Source organism: Streptococcus oralis, from assembly GCF_001579175.1.
In the GTDB taxonomy this organism is placed as follows: Bacteria; Bacillota; Bacilli; order Lactobacillales; family Streptococcaceae; genus Streptococcus; species Streptococcus oralis_O.
In genome coordinates, this window is record NZ_KQ970759.1 from 389,064 (window position 1) to 392,837 (window position 3,774).

Annotated in this window: 4 protein-coding genes; all 4 read left to right on the forward strand. The window is 41.0% G+C overall.

The window, feature by feature from the left end:
• Window positions 1-131: 131 nt before the first annotated feature.
• Entirely contained in the window at window positions 132-1,334 is a 1,203-nt protein-coding gene (gene rpsA, locus SORDD24_RS01980) for a 30S ribosomal protein S1 (RefSeq protein WP_001001616.1), read from the forward strand.
• An 82-nt stretch (window positions 1,335-1,416) separates the two neighbouring features.
• Window positions 1,417-1,914, forward strand: a complete 498-nt coding sequence (locus tag SORDD24_RS01985) for a GAF domain-containing protein (protein ID WP_061406982.1) — start codon at window positions 1,417-1,419, stop codon at window positions 1,912-1,914.
• The gene (gene dnaX / locus SORDD24_RS01990; RefSeq protein ID WP_061406984.1) at window positions 1,914-3,572 is read left to right on the forward strand and encodes a DNA polymerase III subunit gamma/tau; all 1,659 of its coding nucleotides are present in this window, start codon (window positions 1,914-1,916) and stop codon (window positions 3,570-3,572) included. Before SORDD24_RS01985 ends, dnaX begins: the two co-directional genes overlap by 1 nt.
• Before the next feature lie 27 nt (window positions 3,573-3,599).
• The coding region (locus SORDD24_RS01995; RefSeq protein ID WP_061406986.1) for a DUF3272 family protein at window positions 3,600-3,774 on the forward strand (175 nt) is incomplete at its 3' end.

Below are 3,774 nucleotides of genomic sequence, written 5' to 3' on the forward strand. Positions count from 1 at the left end.
AATATCTTAGGGTATTTTATTTTTATAATTGAAAGACGTGAACGATATGAACATGTCCTTGCGGGTGCTTAGGAAAAAAATTATAAGTATGTCAAGTTTAGAAAAAACTTGATTGTTGGAGGATTTTTTAGATGAACGAATTTGAAGATTTGCTAAATAGCGTTAGCCAAGTTGAGCCTGGTGATGTTGTTAGTGCTGAAGTATTGACAGTTGATGCGACTCAAGCTAACGTTGCAATCTCTGGGACTGGTGTTGAAGGTGTCTTGACTCTTCGCGAATTGACAAACGATCGCGATGCAGATATCAATGACTTTGTGAAAGTAGGAGAAGTATTGGATGTTCTTGTACTTCGTCAAGTAGTTGGTAAAGATACTGATACAGTTACATACCTTGTATCTAAAAAACGCCTTGAAGCTCGCAAAGCATGGGACAAACTTGTAGGACGCGAAGAAGAAGTTGTTACTGTTAAAGGAACTCGTGCCGTTAAAGGTGGACTTTCAGTAGAATTTGAAGGTGTACGTGGATTTATCCCAGCTTCAATGTTGGACACTCGTTTCGTACGTAACACTGAGCGTTTCGTAGGTCAAGAATTTGATGCTAAAATCAAAGAAGTTGACGCTAAAGAGAACCGCTTCATCCTTTCACGTCGTGAAGTTGTTGAAGCAGCTACTGCAGCAGCTCGTGCTGAAGTATTCGGTAAATTGGCTGTTGGTGATGTCGTAACTGGTAAAGTTGCTCGTATCACAAGCTTCGGTGCTTTCATCGACCTTGGTGGTGTTGACGGATTGGTTCACTTGACTGAGTTGTCACATGAACGTAACGTTTCACCTAAATCAGTTGTAACTGTTGGTGAAGAAATTGAAGTGAAAATCCTTGATCTTAACGAAGAAGAAGGACGTGTATCACTTTCACTTAAAGCAACAACACCTGGACCATGGGATGGCGTTGAGCAAAAATTGGCTAAAGGTGATGTAGTAGAAGGAACAGTTAAACGTTTGACTGACTTCGGTGCATTTGTAGAAGTATTGCCAGGTATCGATGGACTTGTTCACGTATCACAAATTTCTCACAAACGTATCGAAAATCCAAAAGAAGCTCTTACTGTTGGTCAAGAAGTTACTGTTAAAGTCCTTGATGTTAACGCTGACGCAGAACGTGTATCACTTTCTATCAAAGCTCTTGAAGAACGTCCAGCTCAAGAAGAAGGACAAAAAGAAGAAAAACGTGCTGCTCGTCCACGTCGTCCAAAACGTCAAGAAAAGCGTGATTTCGAACTTCCAGAAACACAAACAGGATTCTCAATGGCTGACTTGTTCGGTGATATCGAACTTTAATCAAATTGATAATCGCAAAATCCTTTGTTTAAAACAAGGGATTTTTCTTTTGTCTCTTTCTCATTTTTGATATAATAGTTCTATGTTAGATTCAGAAAAACAATCACAATATCAAATGTTAAATGAGGAACTCTCTTACTTACTTGAAGGTGAGACCAATGTTCTTGCCAATCTTTCAAATGCTAGTGCCCTCCTAAAATCTCGCTTTCCGAATACTGTATTTGCAGGTTTTTATCTGTTTGATGGAAGTGAGTTGGTTTTAGGTCCTTTTCAGGGTGGTGTTTCTTGTATTCGCATCCCGCTTGGAAAAGGCGTGTGTGGAGAAGCTGCTGAGTTTCAGGAGACTGTTTTAGTTGGCGATGTGAGCACCTATCCAAACTACATTTCTTGTGATAGTATGGCAAAGAGTGAAATCGTAGTTCCCATGCTTAAGAATGGTCGATTGCTGGGTGTCTTAGACCTAGATTCTTCACTTATTGATGATTACAATGCCATTGACCGTGATTACTTGGAACAATTTGTCGCTATTTTGCTTGAGAAGACAGAATGGGACTTTACAATGTTTGAGGAGAAAGCCTAATGTATCAAGCACTTTATCGAAAATATAGAAGCCAGACTTTTTCACAACTGGTAGGACAAGAGGTTGTGGCAAAAACTCTAAGACAAGCGGTTGAGCAGGAAAAAATTAGTCACGCTTATCTTTTCTCAGGTCCTCGTGGAACTGGTAAAACCAGTGTAGCTAAGATTTTTGCCAAAGCAATGAACTGTCCGAACCAAGTGGACGGTGAACCATGTAATAACTGTTATATCTGTCAGGCAGTGACAGAAGGTAGCCTAGAAGATGTTATCGAAATGGATGCGGCTTCTAACAATGGTGTTGATGAAATTCGTGAAATTCGTGATAAATCGACCTATGCTCCTAGCTTGGCTCGTTATAAGGTCTACATTATCGATGAGGTTCATATGCTGTCTACGGGAGCCTTTAATGCGCTTTTGAAGACGCTTGAAGAGCCGACTCAGAATGTCGTCTTTATTTTGGCAACCACTGAATTGCACAAGATTCCAGCAACCATTTTATCCCGTGTTCAACGTTTTGAGTTTAAATCGATTCGAACGCAAGATATTAAGGACCATATCCAAGCTATTTTGTCAAAAGAGAGTATCAGTTCTGAACCAGAGGCTGTGGAAATCATTGCTAGACGGGCTGAAGGTGGAATGCGGGATGCCTTGTCTATTCTGGATCAAGCCTTGAGTTTGACGCAAGGGAATGCTTTAACGACAGCTATTTCTGAGGAGATTACAGGCACTATTAGTCTATCAGCTCTAGATGACTATGTGGCCGCCTTGGCCCAACAGGATGTCCCAAAAGCGCTCGATTCTTTGAATCTTTTGTTTGAAAATGGCAAGAGCATGACTCGTTTTGTGACAGATCTCTTGCAGTATTTGCGGGATCTACTGGTTGTTCAGACAGGTGGCGAAAATACTCATCATAGTCCAGTTTTTATAGACAATCTAGCTCTTTCTCAGGAAAGTCTCTTTGAAATGATTCGTCTAGCGACAGTTAGCTTAGCAGATATGAAGGCCAGCTTGCAACCTAAGATTTATGCTGAAATGATGACCATTCGTTTAGCGGAAATTAAGCCTGAATCTGCGGTTTCGGGAGCTGTTGAAAGTGAAATTTCTGCACTGAGACAGGAAGTCGCCCGTCTCAAACAAGAGCTTGCTAATGTAGGAACAGCTCCTAAACAAGTGGCGCCAGTCCCTAGTCGTCCAGCCACTTCCAAGACAGTTTATCGAGTGGATCGCAACAAAGTTCAGTCTATTCTGCAAGAAGCTGTCGAAAATCCTGATTTGGCACGACAAAACTTGATTCGCCTTCAGAATGCGTGGGGAGAAGTGATTGAAAGTTTAGCTGGACCAGATAAGGCCCTTCTCGTAGGTTCTCAACCAGTTGCGGCCAATGAACGCCATGCTATTTTAGCCTTTGAGTCTAATTTCAATGCTGGTCAAACCATGAAACGGGATAATCTCAATACCATGTTTGGCAATATTCTCAGCCAAGCAGCTGGATTTTCACCTGAGATTCTGGCTATTTCTCTAGAGGAATGGAAAGAGGTTCGAGCAGCATTTTCAGCTAAAAACAAGTCTCCTCAAGCTGACCAAGAGGTGGAAGAAGAGAGCCTGATTCCAGAAGGATTCGAATTTCTAGCTGATAAAGTCATGGTTGAAGAAGACTAAAAGTGGATTTCATGATACAATAATCTTATGAATAGACAACAATTTATCATAATAGCGTTATTCACGGCAGCTGAGACTTATTTTTTCAATGAATCCTTGATGACTGGTCGCTATTTCATGGCAGCCTTTTGGGCCATTCTACTTTTTCGAAACTTTAGGTTAAGTTATGTGATGGGAAAAATTGTAGACGCTATTGATCAGC

Bases quoted from the DNA above. Each gene is read 5' to 3' on its own strand.
- rpsA (WP_001001616.1), top strand. From the start codon at position 132: ATGAACGAATTTGAAGATTTGCTAAATAGCGTTAGCCAAGTTGAGCCT.
- SORDD24_RS01985 (WP_061406982.1), top strand. From the start codon at position 1,417: ATGTTAGATTCAGAAAAACAATCACAATATCAAATGTTAAATGAGGAA.
- dnaX (WP_061406984.1), top strand. From the start codon at position 1,914: ATGTATCAAGCACTTTATCGAAAATATAGAAGCCAGACTTTTTCACAA.